This is a genomic window from Actinomycetospora chlora, assembly GCF_039542135.1.
Classification (GTDB): Bacteria; Actinomycetota; Actinomycetes; order Mycobacteriales; family Pseudonocardiaceae; genus Actinomycetospora; species Actinomycetospora chlora.
In genome coordinates, this window is record NZ_BAABHO010000112.1 from 1 (window position 1) to 1815 (window position 1815).

At 82.0% G+C, this 1815-nt stretch carries 2 protein-coding genes; both read right to left on the reverse strand.

What is annotated here, in order from left to right:
- Positions 1-1135 (reverse strand): S8 family serine peptidase (locus tag ABD994_RS30900; RefSeq protein WP_345425457.1); only part of this gene is annotated, 1135 nt, incomplete at its 3' end.
- The coding region (gene eccD, locus ABD994_RS30905) for a type VII secretion integral membrane protein EccD (RefSeq protein WP_345425460.1) at positions 1135-1815 on the reverse strand (681 nt) is incomplete at its 5' end. The genes eccD and ABD994_RS30900, both read right to left, overlap by 1 nt.

Sequence of the window (1815 nt, forward strand, 5' to 3'; positions counted from 1 at the left end):
GGGGCGCGGCCGAGCGCACGAGCGCCGCCGCGACCTCCCGGGCCGGGGCCGCCGGGTCCTGCGCCCGCACGAGGGCCGCGGCCCCGGCGACGCGGGCCGCGGCGAAGCTGGTGCCGACGAGCGGCCCCGACGCGCCGTCCGGGGCGGTGAGCGCGGTGGTCAGCCCGTCACCGCGGGACGCGAGCGAGACCGGGGCGCGGCCGGGCGCGGCGAGGTCGACCCACGGGCCGGCGAGCGACGACGGGTCGGGCGTGCCGTCGTCGTCGACCGCGCCGACGACGAGGACGTCGTCGGAGAACCAGGCGGGCACGGGGACGCTGGCCACCGCGCCGCCGGTGTTGGCCGGGCACCCGGGGCCGGTGTTGCCCGCGGCGGCGACCACCACCACCCCGCGGTCGGTGGCCTCCCGGACGGCGGCACGCAGGGCGCCGAGCGCGGGCGCGGCCGCCGGGTCGGCGACCTCGGCGGGCGTGCGGCACGCGGCGAGCGCGAGCAGCAGGACGCCGACGCCGGGCGTCGCGGTGGCGTGCCGGACGGCGCGGGCGAGCGTGGTGACGTCACCGACCCCCGAGCCGACCCCCGAGCCGACCCCCGAGCCGACCCCCGCGCCGGCGGAGAAGAACGCGCTGGTCTGGCGGACCGCGAGCACCCGGGCGGCCGGGGCGGTGCCGACGAGCAGGTCGCCGGGGGCGGGGTCGGCGGCGACGAGGCCGGCGACGGCGGTGCCGTGGCCGTCGCAGTCGTCGCGGCCCGAGGTGCCGTCCACGAAGTCGCCGCCGTCGGCCACGCGCCCGCGCAGGCGCGGGTGGTCGGCGACCCCGGTGTCCACCACCGCGACGAGCTGCCCCTCCCCGCGGCCCGCGCTCCACGCCGCGGGATCCGGCCCCGGGGAGAGGTCGCCGAGGGTCGTCCCGGCCGGTGGGGTCGGCTCCGGGCACGGCGCGGTCTCGCGGGCACCGGGTACGGCGTCGGGGCGGGGGTCGAGGGCGGCGAGCGCGGCGGCGTCGGTCACCGGGGGCGTCGGGGCGGCCACCGAGCCCGACGCCGGGTCGGACGTCGCGGGCGCCGCGCCGAGCAGCAGCGCGAGCCCCGCGGCGGCGGCCGCGCCGCCGAGCCGCACCGTGGTGGACCGCATCACAGCAGCCGCATCGCCGTGTAGAGGTCCATGACGGCGAGCGCGATCGGCAGCGCCGCGGCGATGCCGATCGCCTCGAGGACGTCCACGGCCCGGCGGGCCACGGGCGAGAAGCGCCGTCGCGGCACGACGACGCCCAGCACCAGCGCGACCGCCCCACCCGCCAGGGCCACGGCCGGCACCGCCAGCGCGGCCACCGGCGGCGGGGCGACCAGCAGCCACCCGACGAGCAGCCCGGCGCCGGCCAGCAGCGCGCACACCAGCAGCGCCACGGCCTGCACGCCGTTGGCGTAGGTGCGCGAGCGCAGGGCGAGCAGCACGGTGAGCAGCGCCGCGAGCACCCAGCCCGCGACGCCGCGCCAGCCGGGGACGGGGGACAGGGCCAGGACCGTCACCGCGCCGGCCGTGACGACCCCGCAGCCGAGGACGAGCCCGGAGAGGGCGGCGTGCGCGCGGTCCGCGCGGCGCTCGATGTCGGCGTGCTCGGCGACCCCGGGGTCGTCCGCGAGCTCCTCGGCCGACCCGGGAACCCGGGGCAGCGGCAGGCGCGCGAGGGCGATGCCGGTGCGCGGCAGCAGCGCGGCCGCCACGAGCGCGAGGGCCCCCGCCCCGGCCGCGAGGCCCGCGGCGTCGCCGGCCTCGGCGACCGTCGCCACCCCGGTGGCCACCGCGAGCAGCAC